At 38.0% G+C, this 19,932-nt stretch carries 15 protein-coding genes and 2 pseudogenes; 11 read left to right on the top strand and 6 right to left on the bottom strand.

What is annotated here, in order from left to right; genetic code table 11:
• Positions 1-25: 25 nt before the first annotated feature.
• The 9 genes from A3854_RS02095 to A3854_RS02060 all read left to right on the top strand — a co-directional run bounded on the left by A3854_RS02095 (position 26) and on the right by A3854_RS02060 (position 12,694).
• Complete coding sequence (locus tag A3854_RS02095) at positions 26-865, top strand: class I SAM-dependent methyltransferase (protein ID WP_084041120.1); 840 nt, start codon at positions 26-28, stop codon at positions 863-865.
• Positions 858-1,868, top strand: coding sequence for a FecCD family ABC transporter permease (locus tag A3854_RS02090; protein ID WP_084041119.1), 1,011 nt, complete (start codon positions 858-860; stop codon positions 1,866-1,868). The genes A3854_RS02095 and A3854_RS02090 overlap by 8 nt, the downstream gene beginning before the upstream one ends.
• Complete coding sequence (locus tag A3854_RS02085) at positions 1,865-2,641, top strand: ABC transporter ATP-binding protein (RefSeq protein ID WP_084041118.1); 777 nt, start codon at positions 1,865-1,867, stop codon at positions 2,639-2,641. Before A3854_RS02090 ends, A3854_RS02085 begins: the two co-directional genes overlap by 4 nt.
• 11 nt (positions 2,642-2,652) lie before the next feature.
• On the top strand, positions 2,653-3,411 hold the full coding sequence (locus A3854_RS02080) for an ABC transporter substrate-binding protein (RefSeq protein WP_257639858.1): 759 nt from the start codon (positions 2,653-2,655) through the stop codon (positions 3,409-3,411).
• Positions 3,335-3,667 carry a hypothetical protein gene (locus A3854_RS09740; protein ID WP_257639857.1) on the top strand — a complete coding sequence of 111 codons (333 nt, stop codon included), beginning with the start codon at positions 3,335-3,337 and terminating at the stop codon, positions 3,665-3,667. The genes A3854_RS02080 and A3854_RS09740 overlap by 77 nt, the downstream gene beginning before the upstream one ends.
• A 396-nt stretch (positions 3,668-4,063) precedes the next feature.
• A complete protein-coding gene (gene sdhA, locus A3854_RS02075) occupies positions 4,064-5,926 on the top strand; it encodes an 8-methylmenaquinol:fumarate reductase flavoprotein subunit (protein ID WP_084041117.1) in 1,863 nt (620 codons plus the stop codon).
• A gap of 9 nt (positions 5,927-5,935) precedes the next feature.
• Positions 5,936-6,901: an 8-methylmenaquinol:fumarate reductase iron-sulfur subunit gene (sdhB, locus tag A3854_RS02070; protein ID WP_054196659.1), complete on the top strand. Its 966-nt coding sequence runs from the start codon at positions 5,936-5,938 to the stop codon at positions 6,899-6,901.
• 2 nt (positions 6,902-6,903) lie between these two features.
• Entirely contained in the window at positions 6,904-7,761 is an 858-nt protein-coding gene (gene sdhE / locus A3854_RS02065) for an 8-methylmenaquinol:fumarate reductase membrane anchor subunit (protein WP_084041116.1), read from the top strand.
• A gap of 226 nt (positions 7,762-7,987) precedes the next feature.
• On the top strand, positions 7,988-12,694 hold the full coding sequence (locus A3854_RS02060; RefSeq protein ID WP_084041115.1) for a hypothetical protein: 4,707 nt from the start codon (positions 7,988-7,990) through the stop codon (positions 12,692-12,694).
• Between the two features lie 58 nt (positions 12,695-12,752).
• On the opposite strand, the gene htpG is transcribed toward A3854_RS02060, so the two are convergent.
• Positions 12,753-14,609 carry a molecular chaperone HtpG gene (gene htpG, locus A3854_RS02055; RefSeq protein ID WP_084041114.1) on the bottom strand — a complete coding sequence of 619 codons (1,857 nt, stop codon included), beginning with the start codon at positions 14,607-14,609 and terminating at the stop codon, positions 12,753-12,755.
• A gap of 246 nt (positions 14,610-14,855) precedes the next feature.
• Between htpG and A3854_RS09980 the strand changes: the two are divergent.
• Together A3854_RS09980 and A3854_RS09975 are read left to right on the top strand one after the other, a co-directional pair.
• A pseudogene (locus tag A3854_RS09980) lies at positions 14,856-15,752 on the top strand (Cache 3/Cache 2 fusion domain-containing protein); the annotation flags it as partial.
• Positions 15,753-15,779: 27 nt separating this feature from the next.
• Positions 15,780-16,832, top strand: a pseudogene (locus A3854_RS09975) (methyl-accepting chemotaxis protein); the annotation flags it as partial.
• A gap of 142 nt (positions 16,833-16,974) precedes the next feature.
• Here the strand turns inward: A3854_RS09975 and A3854_RS02045 are convergent.
• The 5 genes from A3854_RS02045 to A3854_RS09455 form a co-directional block, all read right to left on the bottom strand.
• Positions 16,975-17,649, bottom strand: a complete 675-nt coding sequence (locus A3854_RS02045) for a lysophospholipid acyltransferase family protein (RefSeq protein ID WP_257639861.1) — start codon at positions 17,647-17,649, stop codon at positions 16,975-16,977.
• A complete protein-coding gene (locus A3854_RS02040) occupies positions 17,630-18,925 on the bottom strand; it encodes an SH3 domain-containing protein (protein ID WP_084041111.1) in 1,296 nt (431 codons plus the stop codon). The genes A3854_RS02045 and A3854_RS02040 overlap by 20 nt, the downstream gene beginning before the upstream one ends.
• The gene (purQ, locus tag A3854_RS02035; protein ID WP_084041110.1) at positions 18,919-19,584 is read right to left on the bottom strand and encodes a phosphoribosylformylglycinamidine synthase I; all 666 of its coding nucleotides are present in this window, start codon (positions 19,582-19,584) and stop codon (positions 18,919-18,921) included. The genes A3854_RS02040 and purQ overlap by 7 nt, the downstream gene beginning before the upstream one ends.
• Positions 19,581-19,817: a phosphoribosylformylglycinamidine synthase subunit PurS gene (gene purS / locus A3854_RS02030; protein ID WP_021091323.1), complete on the bottom strand. Its 237-nt coding sequence runs from the start codon at positions 19,815-19,817 to the stop codon at positions 19,581-19,583. The genes purQ and purS overlap by 4 nt, the downstream gene beginning before the upstream one ends.
• Before the next feature lie 8 nt (positions 19,818-19,825).
• A partial coding sequence (locus A3854_RS09455; protein WP_374057393.1) for a phosphoribosylaminoimidazolesuccinocarboxamide synthase occupies positions 19,826-19,932 on the bottom strand: 107 nt, incomplete at its 5' end.

Genomic DNA, 19,932 nt, shown 5'->3' with positions numbered 1-19,932 from the left:
ATTTAAATAACCAAAGGGAGAAAAGATGCAAGGGCTGGTTGATTATCAAGCGATTTTGGAGCGTGTGTTTTTGCCTACTTTGCAAAAGGTAAAAGGCAAAGATGGTGGCGTAAACTGGGATGATTACGCAGATATGTATAACGAGATGACCGGCATGGAGACGGCTTCTACGCTAAATTTACTCTCAAATTTACCTATCACAAAAGATGACAGTGTGCTTGACGTGGGATGTGGTCCAGCAAGGCTTAGCGTGCCACTTGCAAAGCTAGCAAAGAGCGTTAGCGCGCTAGATTTGTTTGCAAAAATGCTTGAATATGCCAAGAAAAATGCAAAAGAGGCTGGGGTAAAAAATATAAATTTCATCCAAAAAGACTGGAGTGATGAGCAAAGCATAAAAGACTTACCAAAACACGATATTGTGCTAGCATCACGCTCGGTTGGGCTTTTTGATATAAAAAAGCTTTGCAGATTTGCTAAAAAATATGTCGTGATGACCTCGTTTTTGCCAGATCATCCGAGCCTAAAAGATATCTGGCAAGACTTCTTAAAAGGGATAAAAGATGAAAAAGAGGCAGGTTTTAGCGACAGGAGATTTGGCTACAACTTTATCTTTAATATCGCCTACGACATGGGGGCAAATCCAAATTTAAAGATAATCGACACCATTTATGAGAGGGATTTTGCTAGCCTTGAAGAGGCGTTTTTTTATTTTAGATTTGTCGGTGAGATCGCGCCTGAAAAAGAAGAAATTTACAAAGAAAATGTAAAAAGCTACCTCACAAAGACCAAAAGCGGCTTTAAATTTAAAAGAGAGACAAAAAGCTATCTTATCTGGTGGGACGTGCGGGAGATGAAATTTGAGTAGCCAAAAGATCATTTTCGCATTATTTGCGCTTCTTTTGCTGGTGCTCTTTTTTTCATTAGGTATCGGACGCTACGAGATAAGCTACGCTCAAATTTTTGAGTTTATAAGATCAGCCATTTTAAATGAGCAGCCAAGCGACGAGCAAGGATATACGGTCTTTACGCTCATTCGCTTGCCAAGGGTGCTTTTTGCCGTCCTTATCGGTGCAGCGCTTGCTAGCTCTGGAGCTGTTTATCAAGGTCTTTTTAAAAATCCTTTAGTCTCGCCTGACATCCTTGGCGTCTCAAGTGGCGCAGCTGTGGGAGCGAGCGTGGCTATCATCTTAAATTTTAACTACATAGGCGTGCAGCTTAGCGCATTTGCTTGCGGTCTTTTTGCTGTTTTTGCCGTCGTTTTTATAAGTAGCGTCATCGCAAAGGGCAGGCTAAATTTACTCGTGATGGTGCTAACTGGCATCGTCATCTCATCTCTTTTTGGAGCGCTTAGCTCGCTTATAAAATTTCTAGCTGACAGCGAAGATAAGCTACCAGAAGTTACTTTTTGGCTGATGGGAAGCCTAGCAAGAAGCGGCGGATATAAAAATTTAGCTCTACTTTTTTGCGTAGTTATAATCTGTCTTGTGCCACTTTTCATGCTTCGTTATAAGCTAAATACACTTAGTTTTGGCGAAGAAGAGGCTAGGGCGATGGGGCTAAATGTGAAATTTTATAACATCATAATCATCATCGCTTCAACGCTTCTAACCGCTACTTGCGTCTCATTTTGCGGTATCGTTGGCTGGGTGGGGCTCGTCATCCCTCACATCATGCGCTTTGTCGTGGGGGCAAATTTCATCACGCTCTTTCCAGCTTCGCTGCTTGGCGGAGGGCTATTTTTGCTTATAGTTGATACCACTTCACGTAGCCTAATGGCAAGCGAGATCCCGCTTGGCGTCATCACTTCGCTAGTTGGCGCACCTCTTTTTGTCTATCTGCTCTATAAGAGCAAAAAGGGTTTTGCGTGAAATTTGAGATAAAAAATTTAAACTGTGGCTACGACAAAAAGGTCATTATAGAAAATTTCAATGCAAATTTACAAGATGGCAACATCTTTTGCCTGCTTGGTAGCAATGGCGTTGGCAAAACGACGACGTTTAAGACGATACTTGGCTTTTTAAAGCCACTTGGGGGAGAAATTTTAATAGACGGCAAAGACGCGCTAAAGATGAGCGAGAAAGAGCGAGCAAGCTTTATAAGCTACGTCCCGCAAGCTCACACACCGCCATTTGCCTTTAGCGTTTTTGACGTGGTGATGATGAGTGCAAATGCAAGGCTTGGTATATTTGAGCGCCCTAGCAAAGAGGATGAGAAGATAGCACTAGATGCGTTAAAGACGCTAAATTTAGAGAGTTTTAAAGATAAAATTTACACCGATCTAAGTGGCGGCGAGCGGCAAATGGTGCTGATAGCTAGGGCTTTAGCGCAACGCTCAAAGGTGATGCTACTTGACGAGCCAACAGCAAATTTAGACTTTGGTAATCAAATGCGAGTTTTAAAAGAGATAAAAAAGCTCGCAAAGCAAGGCTACATCATCATCCTAACCTCACATCAGCCAGAGCAGGTCTTTTATCTAAATGCAAAGGTCGCGATGCTTGGGCGTGATAAAAACTACATCTACGGCAAGGCTAGTGAGGTGATGAATGGCGAAAATTTAAAGAAAATTTACGGCGTAGATATACGAGTAGTGAAAAATATCATCGATGAGCGCGAGCATTACTCTTGCGTGATGGTGGATTGAAAGGAGAAAATATGTTTAAGAAAATTTTACTTTTGGCTTTTTTGCTTGTTAGTTTGCAAGCAAGAGTGGTGCTTGATAGCGACGATAAAAAAGTAGAAGTACCTGATGTGATCGAGCGTGCGACACCTTTGATAGGGGCTTTTGTGCAAGTCTCTGCGATGCTTGGTAACGAGGATCATATAATTAGCGGTGCGCCAAAACTGCCTCCACTTATGTCAAAAATTTTTCCAAATATAAAGAGTAACAACAACAAAAGTGGCATGCTAAGTAGCAGCGTCGAGACTATTATCGCGTCAAAAACGCAAGTTGTTTTTGGGTCAGTTGGCATGATGTTTGATGAAAATAGCAAGGCTCAGCTAGAGAGCGCTGGCATCGCGGTTGTGAAGATAGATAAATTTCAAAGCATCAAAGAGATACAAGATAGCTTTAGCAAGATCGCTGAAATTTGGGGCAAAAAGAGCGTAAAAAGGGCGCGTGAGTTTAATGACTATTTTAACGAGAATATAAAATTTGTAAGCCAAAAAACAGCAAATTTAATGCCAAAAAAGAGAGTTTTGGTGCTTAACTATAGCTCAGGAAACTTTAGCACCATTAGCTCAAAAGATATCGGCGCTGAGTATATTAGCGTAGCTGGCGGCATAAATTTAAGCTCAGAGCTAAGCGATGGTGATTTTAAAATTTCAAAAGCGATAAATGAAGAGCAAGTTATCATCTTTAATCCAGACATCATCATCACAAATTCACAAAAAAAGTGCCGATGCTATCGCTAAAAACGCATCATTTGCCAAGCTAAAAGCTGTGCAAAATGGAGAAATTTTTGTAGTGCCAAGTGGCGTTTATCTTTGGAGTGTAAGAAGTGCCGAAGGTGCGCTTTATCCGCTTTGGCTGGCTAAGACATTTTACCCAGAGCAATTTAGCGATCTAAATTTAGAGCAAAAAACAAGAGAGTTTTACGAGAGATTTTATAACTACAAGCTAAGTGATGGCGAGCTAAAAGAAATTTTGCACCCAAAGGGTGGATTTTGATAATAGGACAAAAATAATGTTATTTATTATATTTAATATATTTATTTAAGTATAAAAGTAAATTTATTTTTCTAATATCCTAAAAAAGAGCTTTTAAAGCTTAAAAACTCAAAAATAAAAATAAACTTCAAATCGGTAGAAATTTTTATATATCTTATAAAATTTTTACCGCTAAATTTATATAAACTACCTTTAAAAGCCCATTCTATCCTTTTTGATTTTAATATCAGCTCTCATTTCTTAATCTAAAATAAATCTTTATGTTTCTTTTAAGTAAATTTAATGTAATGTTTCATTATTAATTATTTAATTAATGTAGTCGTTTTAAAAAATATTAAGAAATGAACTGGCGGTGCGTTTTAAACGCTAAAAATTTACTAAGATAGGAAGTTATCAATGAGTGAAAAATTTACCAGAAGAGAATTTCTACAAAGTGCCTGTATCAGCGTAGGTGCGCTAGCTACAACAGCTGGTGCGACCAATGTTTTTGCTGGTGAGTTGCCAAAAGGCAATGAAAGTGGCTTGCCATCTGTTGATGTGCTAATAATCGGTTCTGGTGGTGCCGGACTTCGTGCAGCAACAGCCGTTCGCAAGCAATATCCAAACTCAACCGTCGTTGTTGCTACAAAGATGATGCCATCACGTAATGCGACCTGTATGGCAGAGGGTGGAATAAACGGCGTTACTGACTTTAGTAATGGCGATAGCTTCAAGCTTCACGCTTATGACACAGTTAAAGGTGCGGCTTATCTTGCCGATCAAGATGCAGTTATGAAATTTTGCGAGGCAGCAGGCGCAGTCATACATGAGCTAGATCACAATGGTATGCTCTTTTCTCGTATAGATAATGGCGACGTGTCCCGTAAAGATAACGGCGACGTGGCATTTCGTTTCATGGGTGGCGCTAGCAAAAAACGCTGTAACTATGCAGCTGATAAAACTGGTCACATTTTGATGCACGCTTGTCTTGATGACGCTATCACAGCTGGCGTTAAATTTTTAATGGATCATGAGCTGCTTGAGATCGGTCTTGAGGACGGCAAGGTCGAAGGCGTCGTTCTTCGCAATATCCAAGATGGTCAAATTTACCCAGTTCTTTGCAAATCTCTTGTTATCGCAACTGGCGGATACACTAGAATTTTCTATAACCGTACATCAGTTCCATTTATAGCAACTGGTGATGGCATCGCTGCTGCGCTTAAAGCGGGTCTTGGTTTTGAAGACCCTGAGATGCTTCAGTTTCACCCAACTGGCGTTCAAAATGGTGGCACACTAATCACAGAAGCTGCTCGTGGCGAGGGCGGATACTTGTTAAATAACAAGGGTGAGCGCTTTATGAAAAACTATCACGAAAAGATGGAGCTAGCTCCTCGTGACGTCGTTGCTCGTGCGATCGAGACAGAAATTCGTGAAGGCAGAGGCTTTGGCGAGGGTATGAGCGCTTATGTGCTTTGTGACGTTCGCCACCTTGGCAAAGATACTATTATGAAAAAGCTTCCAAAAATTCGCCACACTGCTATGCTTTTCCAAAATATCGATCTAATCGAGCAACCAGTGCCTATCCGCCCAACAGCTCACTACTCAATGGGCGGTATAGAGGTAGCTAAATTTGATGATATGAGCACAAAAATTCCTGGAATTTACGTAGGTGGTGAGGCTTCATGCGTATCTATCCACGGTGCAAACCGCCTTGGTGGAAACAGCTTAACTGACGCAGTTGTAACTGGCGATCTAGCTGGCAAGGGTGCTGGCGCTTACGCTCAAAATGCAAAATTTGCAAGCGGCAAAAAGACTTCTGAGCTAGCAAAAATGTGGCAGGATAAATTTAAATCTATCGCAACAGGCGAGGGCGGCGTAAATGATATGTACGCACTTCGTGAAGAGCTTGGTAAAAACAACTGGGATCTAATGGGTATCTTTAGAACTGGTGCAAAACTTGATCAGCTCTCTAAAAATTTAGAAGCTATCCAAGCAAAATATGACACCCTCAAAGTGCCAAATCAAAACCCAGTCATGAACACAGCATTTACTGACTATGTCGAGCTTGGCAACCTTATACTTCTTTCTCGTGCAGCATGCCTTGCAGCGCAAAATCGTCTTGAAAGCCGTGGCGCTCACACAAGAGAAGACTATCCAAAAAGAGATGATGTAAATTTCTTAAAACACAGCATAGTCACACTAAAAGACGGCAAGCTTGAACTTAGCTACAAAGACGTTGTGACAGGCATATTTTCACTTGACGGCAAGAAGCCAGAGTAAGGAGCTAGGATGAAAATTATTATCGACCGTTTTGACGGAACTAAAAAATATGAATCAACTTATGAGCTAACAAATGAAGAGATCAAAGGTAAAACTCTTTTAACAGTGCTTCTTGATATCAAACAAAAAAAGGATGCGACGCTAAATTTCACAGCATCTTGCCGCTCGGCGATATGTGGAGCGTGTGCTGTTAGAGTAAATGGCCACTCATACCTAGCTTGCGATACGAAGATGAACGAGCTTTTGGCTGAGTATGATAACCCAGAGAGCATAAGAATTTCTCCACTTGGAAATTTCAGAGTTATCTCTGATCTTATGGTGGACTGGGAGCCAAGTATCGAAAATTTACGCAAGATTAGGCCTAGCATCACAGCTAAGTCAGAATTTAGCGCAGAAAAAGGCTGTAAGCAAAGTCAAAAAGAGTACGAAAAAGTAGCACTTGAATGGGACTGCATACTTTGCGGGGCGTGCGCTAGTGAGTGTAATAAACTTGAAGCTGATGCGAGCGATTATATGCAGCCATTTGTATTTGTTCATGCTTATAGAGCGGCCTTTGACTCACGTAGTAAAGATCCTATGCCGCACCTAAAACCAGCTATCGATAATGGCCTTTGGATGTGTGTAAAATGCCAAGAGTGCGCTGATCGCTGTCCAAAAGGCATAAGCGCATGCAAAGACATAACTGATCTTCGCATTATGGCTATACAAAAAGGCTTTGATGATGGCATGGGGCCAGATCACGCTGAGGCGTTCTTAACCGATCTAGTTGATGGCTCAGGCAGACTAAATGAGATCAAGCTTGCGCTTCGCTCTGAGGGAGTGTTTAAAAATATGGGCAAAATGGATATCGCTGCAAATTTAATGCTTGCAGGTAAGATGAATCCGCTTCATATTTTCGGCGAAGAGGATATAGAAGGACATGATGATCTAGTAAAAATGATAAATGCGGCTCGCAAAGCTGCTAGTAAGGAGTAATTATGCAAAACGAATTCGCTTTTTTCCCAGGATGCGTACTCTCTCAAGCAGCTAAAGAGGCTAAGATGTCGCTTGAGGCTATCGCTCCGATACTTGGCTGGAAGCTTCACGAGATAAAGGGCTGGAGCTGTTGTGGTGCCCAACAAGCACAAGACGTCGATCCTATCGCTACGCTTGTGGCAAATGCTAGAAACATAGCGCTTGCTGAACAGATGAATATGCCGATGCTTACGACATGCTCAACTTGTATGCTAACTTTAACAAGAGCTAAAACTACGCTTGATAAGGGTGCAAAGGACCGCATAAATACTTTCTTGGCTGAGGGCAATATGAAATATAATGGCTCAACCGAGATCACAAGCCTTCTTTGGGTGCTTTATCAAAACGTAGAAACGCTAAGAGCAAAGGTTGTTAAGCCACTTAGTGGGCTAAAAGTAGCGCTATTTTACGGCTGTCATAGCCTAAGACCTGAAAAAGATATTCATAACAGGGAAAGCTCAGTCAATCCAAAGAGCTTTGAAACCGTTGTAGGCGCACTTGGTGCTACTATCGTGCCATTTGAAAAAAGACTTGACTGCTGTGGTTTCCACGCTAGCTACCCAGCTGGCACATCTGTAAGGAAAATGTCAAGCCAGATCGTAAATAATGCCGATGAAAACGGCGCTGACGTAGTTGTCACACCATGTCCACTTTGCCAAATGCAACTTGACATCTACCAAGAGAGATATCAAGATGAAAACCACTCAAATGTGAGAAAGCCAATCATTCACCTATCTCAGCTTGTAGGTCTTGCACTTGGACTATCTGTTGAAGATCTTGGACTTGATCTAAACATCATCGACGCTACCAAGATAGCGTAAATTTTACCCCACGTCTTTTGGCGTGGGAAATTCTTAAAATTTATTTTTCTATTACAAACAAAGCAAATTTGGCATTTTATAAAAATTTTAATTTATTTTTTAATATAAAAATGGGTCAAAAATAATAAAATTTATTATGTAAATTCTTTTATTTATATAAAATATTTTTTAGCTATAATCGCGTGAAATTTTAAATGGATTGATTATTAAATTTAAAGGACTAAATATGCAAAACGTTGGTATAGTCGCAAAAATAAGTGGAAAAGTATTTGTAAAACGCAATGGAAAGTTGATCACACTAAAACAGGGAGATGAGATATTTTTAGGCGACGAGATCATAACACAAAGCAGCGGTGATACAGTCGTTATAAATTTCTATCACGCTTCGCCTATTGCGCTACTTGAGCCCCAAACTATCGTCATCACAAAAGAGCTATCAAAAGTAAATTTCAATACGCAAGGCAGCGAAGCCCAGATAGAAGAAGATAAGAGAAATTTTCTTGTTGAGAATGAAGAAACAAAAAACAAAGGCGAAGACTACAGCCCTCATAACGCAAGTCATAGTTCTCATGGCTCAAACCACGGTAGTAGCTTTGCAAGCATAAATGGTTTAAATTTTGATACACAAGGTCATATCTCAAATATTATTAGTGTTGATGGTGGTGCGGTTGTACTGCCAGTCATATTAAAAGAGTCGGCATTGGCACATAGGTCTATTAGCGGTGCGGTAGCAGCGGTAGAGCAAAAAGAGATCGCTCCGGTTATTGCAGCACCAAGTGTTAGAATTTTAAAAGATATTGATGGCGACGGCTATATAAATATTGCAGAAGCAGGTGGTGATCCAAACCATACAAGTATAGCGGTTGCTTTTAATAATGACTTCAAACCAAATGATAAAGTGACATTAGAAGTCATAAATAACGGTGTAAAGACTATGCTTGTTTATAAAGTTGATCAAGCTGGTACAAGCGTGATAAATATAAATAATCCAAGTGAAATTTTACCTATTGTGCCAAATGCTATAAACCCAGAGCAAAAAGAATTTATCATTTCAAGTGTCACTGTCGCTCCAAATGCTACATTTAGTGTAAATTCTAGTATCACTCTAGCAAATGGCACTAATTCATCTGTGGCAAATATAGCCACAAGTGTTGATACTATCACTCCAACTCTTGCTTTTAAAAAGGTAGTTTTGGGTAAAGATTTAAACCGAGATGGCGTCATAGATGCAAGCGAAAATAGCTTTAATCCAGCAATTAGCACACCAAGTGATGATGCAAAGGTCATCTTATCACCAAATATGAAAATAGGCGATAAGATAAAACTAACTACCACTGATCCTGACGGAACTTTACATGAAAAAGTGCTGGTTAAAACATCTGGTAATATGCTTGTAGATAAAGAGAGCAGTGAGAGCTATCCGCTTACAAGTGAAAGTGGTGGAAATGTCGGTTTTAACCTAGCAAATGCGGTTAAAATTTCATCTTCAACTCCAACAAATGTAAATATCCAAATGATAAGTAAGTCGGGTAATCCAGGTGCAACTGAAACCATAACCATAGCAAACAATAACGACCCAATCGCTGTTTTTACACTTGATGAGAATAAAGATGGCATGATAAATTTAGCCGAGCTCGCAAAAAGTGGTGGCACAGCCTTGATGATAGATATTTATGTGCCAAACAATGCTACAGCTGGCGATAAGATCCGTATCAAAGTTGATGATCCAGCTAGTACACCAACAAGCGTAACAAAGACATATACCATCTCATCTGACGGACTTACCGCTACGCTTGATGGCGGCACAGAGATTATCCCTATAGAAAATGGCAAGATTACAATTGCTGATCCAACAAACTCGAGCGATCCAAGCATAAAAAGGCTAAGTACGACGATCATTGATGGCACGACTGGCACCCCAAAAGCTTCAAGCGTGAGTGAAATTTCAAGCGATACAGTTGCACCTATTAAATCCCCGCATGTACAGTTTGCAAAAGATAGCGATAAAGATGGTGTTCTAACCAGCAAGGAGAGTGGCTTTAGCCCTGATGGCGTAAAGACACCGATAAAGATAAAAATTCCAAACGATGCAAAAGATGGTGATAAATTTGAGATAGATATCGCAGGAAGTGACGGTAAAACAGATAAAATCACTATTAAAATTTCTCAAAACGCGTCTGGTGTATATAGTGTCACGAGAGATGATGGTGTGCCTATCAGTGTAAATAATGGCACTATAGAGACCACCACAAGGCTTTATGGGCTTACGACAAATTTTACAACTACATTTACTGACAAAGCTGGCAATAAAGCGGCCCCAGTCACAGACAAGATAACTCTAGATAATAGCATAAAGGTGCAGTTTGCAAGGGATAATGATGGTGATGGACTGATAGATAGTATCACAACTCCTTCTGGCTCGTCATCTACTCAAAGCGATCTTGATATCTATCTACCTAATAATACAAAACCAGGAAGCAGCATAAATGTCACGATATCAACTCCTACCATACCATCTGTTACAACAACTGTCAAATATATCATAAGCGACGATGGATTAACAGCCATACCAAGTGATGGTTCAGCACCGCTTCCAATAGCTGGTGGTAAATTTAGCATACCAGACGTTCCTATTTCTATGGATCATTCTACGCCGGTTAGAGCGACTATCACAACACCTGGCGAGGCTACAACGACTGATGGTATCCGTGGTAGATTGTTTGACTTTGGAATTTTAGAGTATATTGACGATGTAAAGCTTGCCACGCAGATAGATGGAGGAGTTATAAATATCGCAAAATACTTAAGGGCAGGAGATAATGAAAAAGTTATTCAGAAAAATAACTTTGATAATGAGAGCAAAACTATAAAAGAGTACAATATTTCGCTTACTAATGATGAGCAGCCAAATATAGTCTTTGGTGTAGACCGTACTCCTGGAACCAAGCTTCGTTTAGCTCTTGAAGATGATCATGGTAATGCTAAAATTTTACCAAACGGACAAAACTATATAGACCTAGTTGTAGGTGCGGACAAGCGTGTAAATATGGATTTTGAAGCGCTTGGGATAAAGCTAGATGAAAGATATTCAAATATTAGAGCGACTGTTTTAAAGAGTGATGAAACAAAAGATGATGATCTCTTGGTTCGAGTCGATCTTGATGCTACTCCAGATGCGATAGCTACACCAAATGCCACGTCTAATGTTACTAGTGTAGATATTTCAGGCAGTATCGGAACCGACTCAAATGGTAACAACACTCTTAATAAAAATACCATAAATAAAGTTGATCTTTATGACTTGCTAAATTCTGTTCACAAAAGCTCGTCTCTTGATAATACACATAGCTATTCTGAAAATTTTGCCCTATCAGCCAATAGCACTGGGGCAAATTTTATGATAAAAAATTCTGACGCCGCAGGAAACGTATCTATTAGCACTGTTACATTTATTGGCAACAGCGGTCTTGATGCTGATATGTGGTTTTACAACTACGTAGATCCGTCATGGAGAGCTAGAGTTGGTAACAATTCTGGTGTTTATAGTACGCGAGGAGGTAAGTCTATTTATAAAGACTATATGGAAATTTATTCCCCAAGTGCCTCTACTACCTATGATGTTGTGCAGTTTGCTTCAGGAACACACTATAAGACTTTGTCTAATCAAGGAAATATGCATGCAGAGGATTTAGCTAGAGTTGGTAGACATGGAGATAGTGCCTTATACGATGCATCTAATCCATATGCACCAAAGAAATTTAGAAATGGTGTCGATACTGCTGCTGGCACTGGTGATAACATAGGCTTTGCAAATGGTGTTTTAAAAGGTAGATCCGGCAATTATACTCTTGGTGAGTCAAATCCTGTTGGATCTGATCTTGTTATGAAGATGAATGGCTGGATATATGTAAGTGCACCTGGAATATACTCTGTAAGAGCAGCAGACTTGCATAACTATGCAGAGCTTACTATAAATGGAACGACACAAAAATTTGGAAGTCCAACAACATATATAAACCCAGCTACCGAAGCATCATATGGTAAAAATGGCCAGTGGTGGAGTAGAGATTTTACATTTGATAAAGCTGGTTTTTATAAACTTGATATGGAGTATATGGACGGAACTGGTGAGATGAACTTATCTTTATATATGCTTCCAAAAAGTGTAGCAAATACTTATGGCCCCCAAGATCCATATCCTTCATCTATGCTAGTTGGAGCACAAGGTAGCGGCACGCATCTATTTAGTAATAATTATGTTGAAGCACTTATTCAAAATGGACATTTAAAAAAGATAGGGACTACAAATTCTTACGAGCTAAGTGACGCTAGTAAATACGGCGAATCAAATTTTGGCGATCTAGTATATCTAAGACAAGAGGGCGATATAAAAGGTGGCAACCTAGACGATGCTTTTGTTTATAGTAAGGGTAGAATGATAGATGGCAGAGGCGGCGTGGATACTCTGATAGTCGTTGATGATGTGGATTTTTCAAATTTAGATAACGTTAAAAAGATAAATAACTTTGAAAAGATCCAGCTAGGAAGTGCCGATCAGGCGGTATCTATAAAATTTAGCCCAGATGGTGTCTTTGATATTATTGATAGCAGAAACACAAGGGATGCAAGCAATAGTGCAGCTAGTGAGAGCGTAAATACAGTTCTAAAAGTAATAGGCGACAGCAAGGACCTAGTACAGCTCACGCATGACTTTGTAAAAGCTACAAAAGCTGATGTTGCTACGCTAAATAGAAAACATAGCGTTGTCGGTGACATGTACAACAAGGTAGATGTTACAAGTGAGGGTGACGCAGTAAATCAAGTATATAAAGCGACATTTAATCGCCAAGAAACCATCAATGGAAATACAATAAACACAAGACACACCGTCTTTCTTGAGATCCAAGATGGCGTACAGGTCGATTTATTATAAGAAATTTAAATTTATAGAAGCAGGTTAAAGCCCAAAATTTCTCTTGGGCTTTATAAATTTAGATAGCTTTTAACATGACTTTCGTTAATAGCTCTGAAAATTTAGCAGGATTTTCTAGGCTCATGCCCTCATTTAGCCTTGCCATATCAAGAAGCAAAGGCGCTATGTCATAAACCATCGCCTCATTTTTCTCAAGTTTTGCAAAGATTTCATGATCAGCGTTGATCTCCAAGATCGGTTTAACTTTTGGAGCATTTACGCCTTGTCCCATTTGTTTTAGCATCTCTTGCATAGCGTAATCAGGATCGTTTTTATCGTAAATTAGCACCGCAGCCGAGCTTGAGAGTCTTGAGCTTAGTCTTACATCTTTGACTTCATCTTTTAAAATTTCTTTCATTTTAACAAGCGTGTTTGCAACCTTGCTCTCATCGACCTTCTCACCGCTTTTGATCTCATCATTTATATCAGCGTGTGAGACTGATTTTAGAGGTGTTTTGTCAAATTCATTGACCATTGGCATAACGATCGTATCGATCTCTTCATCCATAATAAGAACCTCAATATCATTTTTCTTAAAGCTCTCAAGAAGCGGAGAATTTCTTAGCATATTTTCATTGTTACCGCTGATGTAGTAGATCGACTTTTGATCCTCTTTCATCGCTTCTTTGTACTCTTTTAGGCTGATTAGTCCATCTCTTTTTGAACTTTTAAATAGGCAAAGATCTAAAATTTGCTCTTTTTCAGCGTTAAATCCATAAAGCCCCTCTTTTAAAACCTTGCCAAATAGTTTGTAAAATTTTATGTATTTTTCGCGGTCGTTATCTTTTAACTTTGCAAGCTCGCTTAAAATTTTCTTCACGCTTTGCTCTTTGACACTTCTCATGATCGCATTTTCTTGTAAAATTTCACGGCTAACGTTTAGTGGCAAGTCTTCAACATCGATTACGCCTTTGATAAATCTTAAATATGGCGGCAAAAGCTCTTTTGCATCATCTGTGATGAAAACTCTTTTCACATAGAGCTTCACGCCACTTTGGTAATCAACTCTAAATAGATCAAATGGCTCGGTGCTTGGCGCATAAAATAGAGTTGAGTACTCGATCTTACCCTCAGCTTTTGTGTGGATGTAAAGGAGCGGGTCGCTGCTATCGTGAGAAATTTGCTTATAAAAGTCGTTATAATCTTGCTCTTTAAGGCTAGCTTTGTTTAGCCTCCAAAGCGCATTTGCCTTGTTTATTTGCTCATTTTTAGTCTCATATGTGCCTTCTTTTTCGCCTTCTTTTGGAGCGACATAGCTTTGTTTATCCATAAATATAGGATAAGGAATGTGATTTGAATACTTCTTGACTATCTCTTCGATACGCCAAGAATTTGCAAACTCATCGTCATTTAAATGTAAGATGATGTCCGTTCCAAAGCTATCTTTTTGGGTGTCTTCGATCTCATAGCTTTTTGCATCAGATGTCCATTTATAGGCTTTGTCGCTAAGTGCTCGTTTGCTTATGACCTCGATCTTGTTTGCCACCATAAATGCTGAGTAAAAGCCAACACCAAACTGACCGATCAGCGAGCTATCTTTTTTGGCATTGCCGCTTAAATTTTTCATAAAACCTTTTGTGCCACTTCTTGCTATCGTGCCTAAATTTGCGATAAGCTCGTCTTTATCCATGCCGATACCATTGTCGCTGATGGTTAAAGTCTTAGCCTTATCATCTACTTTGATGTCGATCCTTGGAGTGTAGCTTAAGCTTTTATACTTTTCATCAGTTAAGCAAAGATAGTTTAGCTTGTCAAGAGCGTCATTTGAGTTTGAGATGAGCTCTCTTAAAAATATCTCTTTATTTGAGTAAAGAGAGTGGATCATCAAATTTAAAAGGTCATTGACCTCGGTTTGAAATTCAAATTTATCTGCCATTTTTCTTTCCTTGTTTTAAAATTTTTGGCAGATTATAACACAAAGTGATAAAAATATACTTAACCTTGATAGTATTACTATCAAGGTTTTTAAATTAATTTTTTAAAATAATTTCAAAAAAGTTATAGTTTATGAATAAAATAATAATGATAATTTATTAATTATTATTAATTATGCATTCTTGTATAAAGTTTATTTAAAATGGTGCTATAATCAAGACGAAAATTTTTAGAAAAAGGAGACAAAATGAATTTACGAAGCATTTTGGTAAAAGTTTCAGCAACGATTGCTACGGTTTTGGCAGTATCTATGACATGTTTTGTTGTATATACATCAAATATTTTAGAGCGCGAGATAAAAGATGGTGTGCTTACAACAGTAGAACAAAACGTCCAGCTTGCTATGAATACGGTTAAATTATTTGAAAAAGATAATGTAAGTAGTGCAGAGCTGATAATGAGTGTTTTTAAAGAGATGATTGGAAAAATTTCAACTAATCACCAGATGAGCAAGACTGACAAATACGAGGCGATAGATCTAATATCTCAAAGTGGTATTTTAAACAACAACTACGATATTCTAGATAAATTTAATAAAGCTACAAAAGGTGGAATTTCAACCATTTTTGCAAAATCAGGTGATAATTTTTTAAGAGTTAGTACATCGGTGACGAAGGCTGATGGTAGTAGAGCTGTTGGTACGATGATTGACAAAAACGGTCAAGCCTATAAAAATATCATGAATAAAGAGAGGTATATAGGCGTTGTAAATTTATTTGGACGCAACTATATGAGTATTTATGATCCTATTATTGAAAATAACGAGGTAATAGGAATTTTATTTGTTGGTTATGATCCTACCGAGGGATTAAACAATATGAAAAAGACTTTTTCTGAGATGAAACTTGGTAAGCATGGATATTTTTCTCTTTACAATACTAAAACTGGAAAATTTGACTTCCATCCAACTAAGGCAAATCAAGAGCTAAGTAGTGAATTAAAAACTACTATGGATAATATTGTTAAAAAAGGAAAGGGTATTGAGCCTATTATAATTGATGGGGTTGACTGCATAGTTGCTTTTGAGTCATTTGATAAACTAGACTGGATGGTTTTAGGTTCAGCTGTTACTGATGATTTTTTAACACCACTAAAAGTAGTTAGTAAAAATTTCATCATAGCAAGCGTCATAGTTACCTTACTTTTGATAGCTGTTTCGATGTTCTTGCTTAAGAAGATGGTTGCAAATCCTATTGATAGACTAGGAACAAATTTAAATGCGATAACATCTGATTTTACAATTAAAATTCCTATTTATGGTAAAGATGAAATAGCTAAAATAAGTAAAGATATAAATGATTTTATTGAAAGAATAAGAGTGTTAATAAGTGATACAAAGCACCTTTCAAGTGAAAATAGCTCCGTTGCAAATGAGCTTAGTTCTACATCTCTTCAGACAGGCAAACGTGTAGAAAAATCAACTGAAATAGTAGAAGAGACAAATCAAAGATGTAAAGTAATGCAAGAAAATATGAAAGAATCTTTAGCAGTAGCTCAGGCCGGCAAAGATGACCTTCAAAAAGCAAGCACACATATAAAAACGGCAACTGAAGCCATAAGATCACTATCAGCGCAGATTATTGACTCTGCTAATGTAGAAAATCAAATGGCTGATAAGATCGATCAGCTTAGCCGTGATGCCGAGCAGGTAAAATCAGTCCTTGTTGTTATCAATGATATAGCTGATCAGACAAATTTGCTTGCACTTAACGCAGCTATCGAGGCTGCAAGAGCAGGTGAGCATGGACGTGGCTTTGCTGTTGTTGCTGATGAAGTTAGACAGCTAGCCGAGAGGACTCAAAAGAGTTTAACTGAGATAAATGCTACTATTAACGTCATCGTTCAAGCGATCAATGATAGTAGTGAGCAAATGGGTATCAACTCTAAACAGATCCAAGAGCTAACTCACGTGGCAAGCGACGTTGAAAAAACTATAAATGTTATGAGTGAGACAATGAATAACGCTATAGCAATGTCTGATAAGACTATGCAAGACTACATCGCAACTGGCAAAAATGTAAATGAAATCATGGAAGGTATCTCAAATATTAACCAAATTTCATCTGAAAATGCTAGAAGTGTCGAAGAGATAGCTTCAGCAGCAGAACACCTAAACAAGATGACAGATGCATTAAATTCAAAACTTAGTGTTTTTAGGACTTGAGAGCTTACCTCTTAAGCTAATATTTTAGGTCTAGCTCTTGCTAGACCTTTTTAAATTTATTGATAAAATTTCTAGTATATAAAATCAAATTTTTATAGATAATAATATAGAGTAGGGGCTTTGTAAATTTGCAAAGCCAAATTTATTTTCTATTTTCGTCTAGGACTTTTTGCATACTCTCTCTAGTTGCCTCTAGCCAGTTTTCTTTTGAAGTATCGACTAAATCAAGGCAAAAGAGCTTGATATCCGCTTTTTTAAAGCTAAATTCTTTTACTTTCATCGCATCGCTTCCTACTATAACGATAGGTTGAACTTTTAAATTTAGTTTTTCAACTAACATCTTTGCGCCACCCTTAAAAGGCAAAAGTTTATTGGTTTGAGATCTAGTTCCTTCGGGAAATATAGCTAAGACGCGACCATTTTCAACTCTATCTTTTGCTTCACTTAAAAGCTTTATAAGTGAGTGTTTATTTTCACGTTCAACCGCTATCATTCTTGGTAAGCTTAAAATTTTACCAATTATAGGAATTTTACCGATCTGTGCCTTTGCGATCCAGCAAACATTTTTTGGGTGTAGCTCTTCTATGACTATGATATCAAGCATGCTTTGGTGGTTTATAAGTAAGATATTTGCTTCATCACTAAAATTACCTATCACTTTAAGCTTATATCCACCAAAAAACCTTTGCGATCTTCCCCAAAATTTTCTTATGGCTCTATTTTTATCATTAAATAGCCACATAAAAAAGACGACTAGAACAACGCTAATAACAAACTCAATAGCAAAAAATAAAGCTCTAATTTTTGACAAGATTATCCTTTTTTACCCAGCCAATTTTACCATCAGCAAATAAAATTTTTGAGTAGTCACCTTTTGTGTCTAAAATTTCTACATTTTCATTTTTACGGGATGTATAAAAGATGGTTGAGTTTTTTGTAGGCAAGATCGAAACGCTAATATCTGGTTTTAGAACAGCCTTACCAAAAGGGTTGTAGGTATAAATTCCAAGTGCTATAAAAATGGTTGCTACGAAAAAGTAGCTAAGTCTTCTGCGCCAAATAGCTAATAATATAAAAATTACCGCACAAGAGTAGATCGTGATATCTTTATAAGTGCTAAACTCGCTTTGTTTTGGGTTTAGTCCGATTTGTGTGCTGACATCGTCATCTTCGACACTCACTGGCAAAGAAAAACTTTCAAATTTGGCCTTTTTTAGGTTGTAGTAGTTAAAGTCAAGCGATTTTTTGTTTGGCTTAAATACTGCAAAATAATATGCGCTTTGTGAGTTAAAGTCGCCATTTATCGTATCTACGCCTTGCTTTAAGATTGTCTTATTTTCTATATTAAAAGCACTTAGATCTACGTTGTTACCATAAATTTCTACAACCATGATATTGTTTATATCATCAAATTTTGTTGTCTTAAATTTCTTAACTTCAAGATTATCGGCCACGATATGGTTGTAGTTCTCATCGCTTCTAAGCTCTTTTAGCTTTGGCAAGAAGATATTTATGCTAGAGTTTTGATAGTTTTCGCCATTTCTTTTTAGGGTTAAGCTAACTTTTAAAGTCTTTGCGTCAATGCTTGTTGCCTCAAGATAAAAAGTACCTACATATTTGTTGTCTTCGCTTTTTACCCATTGAAAATTTTTCTTATTTAGCCATTTGATATTTGTTTCATCAAGCTGTGTCTCAAACTCAAACTCAAAGTCATTTTGTGTATCAGCCACTATCTCAACACTAAAAATTTCTCCTATAACAACATTTTTTGGTACATTTGTGGCTTTTAAAAGAAGCTCTTTTACCTTGATCTTATCATATACTTGATTGTCTGGGACGCTAATATCTGGCTCGTTTGTTGGAACGATGTTTCGCATCTGCTCTGGAGTGATACGCTCTGGCTGTGGTGATACAAATTTTCTTGAAAAATCTTGTTCTTTTGGTGGTTTTTGAGTTTTTGGATTTGAAGTAGGGCTATTTACAAATTTATCCTCCCTAGCTTCGTCCATCATATCAAAAACGCTTACTTCGTCGGTATTTACAGCAAATAAATTTAGTACGAGTAGGGAGATAAAAAGAAAATGTTTTACCAAACTAGACCTTTTAGCATCTTCATGCCATCATCTGTACCTAAAATTTTCTCACAAGCACGCTCAGGATGAGGCATAAGACCAAAAATCTTTTTGCTTTCATCGCAGATTCCAGCTATATTGTCGACCGAGCCATTAGGATTTATTTCGTTGCCTTTAGCATCGCAATATTTCAGCAGTACTTGCTCATTGTCATATAGGCTTTTTAGCGTATTTTCGTCGGTGTAGTAGTTACCTTCTCCGTGAGCGATAGGTATATTCACTACTTCATTTTTGGCTAAATTTGCTAAGAATTTATTGTTATTTGAGATTACCTTTAGGTGGTGATATTTTGAGACGAAATTTAAATTTTCATTTCTTCTCATCGCACCCTTTAAGAGTCCAAGCTCAAGCAGCATCTGAAAACCATTGCAAATTCCTAAGATATAGCCGCCTTTTTTTGCATGCTCTTTTACAGCCTGCATCGCTGGGCTAAATTTAGCTATCGCAGCTGTTCTTAGATAATCTCCATAGCTAAAACCGCCTGGAAGTACGACTAGATCAGCATCAATCTTATCTTCTTTGTGCCAAATGATCTGTGTTTGGCATCCAAGTAATTTAAATGCGTGAGCTGTGTCTTCTTCGCAGTTTGTGCCAGGAAAAAGTATTATCGCTACTTTCATAGCACGATCTCATAGTCTTCGATGACGGTATTTGCTAAAAGCTCTTCGCACATCACTTTTAGCTGCTCATTCGCTTTAGCTTTATCACTCTCATCAATATCTAAAACAATTTGTTTGCCTATCCTGACATTTGATACGCCGCTAAATCCGAGAGAATTTAAAGCGTGCTCTACTGCTTTGCCAGCAGGGTCAAGGACCCCACTTCTTAATGCTATATTTACAACAGCTTTCATCTTTGTCCTTATGATAAAATTCTTCTTAAAACTTCTTCATAAGCAACTTTTACGCTACCAAGATCTTGTCTAAATCTATCTTTGTCAAGTTTTTCATTAGTTTTAGCATCCCAGA

This window comes from Campylobacter concisus (genome assembly GCF_002092845.1).
In the GTDB taxonomy this organism is placed as follows: domain Bacteria; phylum Campylobacterota; class Campylobacteria; order Campylobacterales; family Campylobacteraceae; genus Campylobacter_A; species Campylobacter_A concisus_AQ.
The sequence above is the reverse complement of the archived record's forward strand: the minus strand, read 5'-3'. Positions and strand labels throughout refer to the sequence as shown.